Here is a 4161-nt window from a genome sequence, read left to right on the forward strand (position 1 = left end):
CTGTTGCGCTGACCGGTTGAGTCCACCGAGGCCGCTTTAAGGATCTCGTTAGCCCGCCTCAGCTCACGGTTCTCCCGCTCCAGCTCCGCGATCCTCTGCGCGTCCGCAGTGCTCGTCCCGGGCCGCTGACCGCCGTCGACCTCGGCCTGGCGCACCCAGTTCCGCACCGCCTCCCTGTTGATCCCGAGCTGGTCGGCGACCCGGGATATCGACCCAGTCCTGATGCCGGTCTGCTCACGTATCTCGAGCACCATCCGCACGGCCCGCTCACGGAGCTCGTCCGGGTACTTCCTCTTCACTGGCATAGGTCCCAATCCTCCAGGATTCGAAACCTCCAACAAAGCCGGTGCGGTTCACGAACTCACCACTCGCCTCGACGTTGCGCAGTGTGTCCTTGCGTCCGATGGATGTGAACTGCACCACCGGGGGATCGACGGAGGAAAGGGCAAACATCGAATACGGCGCCAGGTTGTCCACACCGTCCGCGGAAGTGGTGGCCACCCAGGCGATCGGCCGCGGAACCACCACAGACGCCAGTAGCTGGTAAATCTGCCGGCCGCTGAGCCGGGAGAGTAGGGTCGGGGACTGACGCGGTGGTGCGTGTATCGCGCTCCGTTTCCAGCCCCCGCCACATCAATCCGTGCATGCGGTTCTCCCGCACACGGCTTTCCGACATCGTTCACCGGCTGGCATGCGCTGTCACCCAGCGTACGTTTCCGCTCAGGCGGAAGACCCCGAGCCGAGCCAGCCACGCACTGTCATAGCGGGTGGCCCAATTGCGGCCCGTGCGGCCGTGCTTACGGCTGGCGAAGATCGCCAGCCGTTCATGGATATAGCGGTCTACCGCATCGAACTTCCTGCTGGAATGTCCCTTGCGGAAGTACGCTGTCCAGCCCTGAAGGACAGGGTTGAGATCAGCGACTACGGCAGATACTGGCCGCTCGGTCTTTGAACGTGCCGTTGCTGCGCGGATTTTGTCTCGCAACACCTGCATCGCTCTGGCCGAGGGCCAGCGTTGCAAGTAGAACTTGCCCCGCCATCTCCACGATTCCACCTTACGATGGTGGAAGCCGAGGAAATCAAAGCCCTGTCCGCCCCGTGTGAGACAGAGAATGCCGGACTTCTCGGGGTGCAGACGCATCCCGAGCCGCTCCAGCACCTTCGCCGCCAGTTCCCGGGCCTGCTCGGCCCGTTGCCCGGTCGGCGCCAGGACCACGAAGTCATCGCAGTACCTCACCAGCACCCCCAGCCGGCGTCCCTCGCCCTGCCACGCCTCGTCGAGGACGTTCAGTGCAATATTCGCCATCAAGGGGGAAATTGGTGATCCCTGGGGAGTTCCCGCCCCGCTCGGGGAGGTCACTCCGCCCTCCAGTACTCCCATCCGCAGCCATGCCCGGATCAGCTTCAGCATCGACCGGTCCACCACACGCCTCGCCACCTGAGTGACGAGCGCGTCGTGGTCGATCGTGCCGAAACAGTCCCGGATATCAGCCTCAAATACCCATTCCCGGCCCTGATTCGCAGAGATGCGCACGGTCTCGCATGCATCGATCGCAGACCGTCTGGGCCGAAATCCGTAACTCGCCTTGGTGAACCCTGCCTCGAAAACCGGCTCAAGGACCAGTTTCGCGGCCGTCATCACCACACGGTCAGCGACGGTGGGAATCGATAGCGGCCTCAACTCCCCCGGCCGCCCCGGCTTGGGAATCTGGACCCGCCGCAGCACCGACGGACGATACGTATGCGTCCGCAGCTTCTCCGAAAGGTCCTGGAGGAATACTTCCACCCCCGAGGTCGCCACCGCGTCGACGGTCAGCCCGTCCACGCCGGGAGCGCCCCGGTTCACGCACACACCGGCCCACGCCCGCCGAAGAACATCCATACGGTGGACATGGCTATACAAAGCATGGAACCGGCGGTCGGGTTCTTGCTTGGCACAGCGGTAGAGCGTCCACTGCAAGGCTCGGACCTTGTCCAAAGGACGGCCGCCCAGTCCTGCAGCGCCTTCCTCCCGGCGGATGGTCCTAGCCGAAACGGCACTCATCCGGGCCCCTCCCTGTTCGCGAAACGCATCGATGAAGCAGGGGCCCTTCGCTCCGGCCGGGTTGTGTTGTCCCGCCCATCGTCACTACTACGACCCCCTCCGACTGCCTCTCGACAACCCACCATTTCCCGGTGACGCCGGTTATAGGCGGGCCACGCTTCCCGGGCCGTATTCCCCGGGGCCGAGGAGGCCCTCTCCAGTTCCCAGGACAACCGTCCGACCGTTCCACGCCCCTTACGCCGGGAGGTCCTTCGGCGACCGCTCCAGGTCCAAGATCGCCTTCCGTGGCCTTCGCCCAACAGAGACAGGCTCGGCACCTCCTTGCCGCCCAACGGCGGGATTCACTTACGACGCTGCAGGCTTCGCTTCATGCTGCGGACCGGTCGGTTGCACGCCCCCGAAGGGCGCTTGTCACCCCACTTCGACGCCACCCTTTCGAGCGACGCCGGGAGTCAGCTACCGGGGACCCTGGCGTCTCCCCGGACCGGACTTGCACCGGCTGGCTGCCCTGAGCTTGACGTCCGGTTACACCTGATCACATCCCTTCTGGACTGCGATGACGCCCGGACTGCTGGACGTACCTCTGCTGGCCAATTCACACGAGGGCCTGAGTCGATCACTCCGTGTGTGTGACCGTGGTGTTGGAACGAGTACGCGGGGATCTGGCGAGGTGATCCCTGATGTCTCTGTGGCCGAGGACGATGCCCGAGATTCCTGTGTTGACCGCTGAAGTCGCACGTGCTGCCTTCCCCAGGGGATCGCTCGCGATACGGATCCGGGACTCGCTCGGCGGGGTCTTCAGCGACGCACAGTTCGCGGATCTGTTCACCAAGCGCGGCCATCCCGCGCTCTCACCCGCGCGTCTGGCGATGGTCCCGGTCTTGCAGTTCGTCGAGAACCTGACCGACCGACAGGCCGCCGACGCCGTGCGGGCCCGCGTGGACTGGAAGTATGCCCTGGGCTCGGAGCTGACCGATCCGGGCTTCGACCACACGGTGCTCAGCGAGTTCCGCACCCGCCTGGCTGAGGACGGCGAGGGCGAGCGGCTGCTGAACGTGCTGCTGGAGCGATTGAAGGCGGAGGGCATGCCGCGGGCCGGCGGCCGTGCTCGCTCCGACTCCACCCGGGTCCTGGCCGCGGTCCGCACCCTGCGCCGGCTTGAGTTGGTCACCGAGACGCTTCGGGCGACTCTGGACGCTGTGGCGGTCGCCATTCCGCAGTGGCTGACCGCGTTGGCACCGGAAGCCTGGTACGAACGTTACGAGCGGCGGGTCGATGCCTACCGGCTACCGGTCGGCGACGCGGCCCGCACCGAATACGCGATCGCCGTCGGCACCGACGGGTTCACGCTGCGTGAAGCCCTCCATGGCCCCGAGACGCCTGCCTGGCTGCGCGAGCTGCCCATGGTCCAGATGCTGCGGCAGATCTGGATCCAGCACTTCCAGCGCCAGGACGGCCAGGTGCTCCGGAGGAAGGACAAACAGCTCCCACCTGGGCGCGTGTTGATCCGTTCCCCGTTTGATCCCGAAGCCCGACACTCGATCAAACGGGGAACGGGCCGGACCGGCTACAAGATCCACCTGACCGAGAACTGCGAGCCGGACGCACCCCACGTGATCACGCATGTCGCAACGACCCAGAGCACAACCACCGACGTGGAGGCCACCGCCGGGATCCACGCAGGCCTCGCCGAGCGGGAGTTACTGCCCGCGGTGCACCTGGTCGACACCGGCTACACCAGTGCCGATCTGCTCGTCGGCTCCCGGCGCGACTTCGGTATCGAGCTGCTCGGCCCGTTCCACATGCCCACCACCCGGCAGGCGAAGGAGCGGGACGGTTTCGACCTGCCGAGTTTCACCATTGACGGGGACAATCAGCAGGTCACCTGCCCACAGGGGGCGAAGAGTACCCGCTGGCATCCGACTGTCCGAGGACAGTACAAGGTCATCGGGACGGCATTCTCCCGACGGGACTGCACCCCCTGCCCCGTGCGTTCGCGCTGCACCGACTCGCCGGTCTACCCGCGTGGGATGAGTTTCCAGGTCCGCGAGAACCACGAGGCCCTGAGGGTTATTCACGGTCCCGGTTTTCTTGATCAGCAAGACGGTCCTGCTCGG

At 65.6% G+C, this 4161-nt stretch carries 3 protein-coding genes and 1 pseudogene; 1 reads left to right on the plus strand and 3 read right to left on the minus strand.

The features are described 5' to 3' along the window. From ACLHRZ_RS37095 to ltrA, 3 genes and pseudogenes are all read right to left on the minus strand, one after another. Positions 1 to 305: transposase (locus tag ACLHRZ_RS37095; protein ID WP_490422988.1), on the minus strand; the 305-nt coding region annotated here is incomplete at its 3' end. Positions 306 to 354: 49 nt separating this feature from the next. After that, positions 355 to 606 (minus strand): annotated as a pseudogene (locus ACLHRZ_RS37100) (flavin reductase family protein); the annotation flags it as partial. A gap of 73 nt (positions 607 to 679) precedes the next feature. Further along, complete coding sequence (gene ltrA, locus ACLHRZ_RS37105; protein ID WP_490422989.1) at positions 680 to 2044, minus strand: group II intron reverse transcriptase/maturase; 1365 nt, start codon at positions 2042 to 2044, stop codon at positions 680 to 682. A gap of 719 nt (positions 2045 to 2763) precedes the next feature. Between ltrA and ACLHRZ_RS37110 the strand changes: the two genes are divergently transcribed. Beyond that, positions 2764 to 4161, plus strand: a 1398-nt coding sequence (locus ACLHRZ_RS37110; protein ID WP_490422990.1) for a transposase, incomplete at its 3' end; no start/stop codon positions are given.

The organism is Streptomyces sp. AM25, assembly GCF_058146165.1.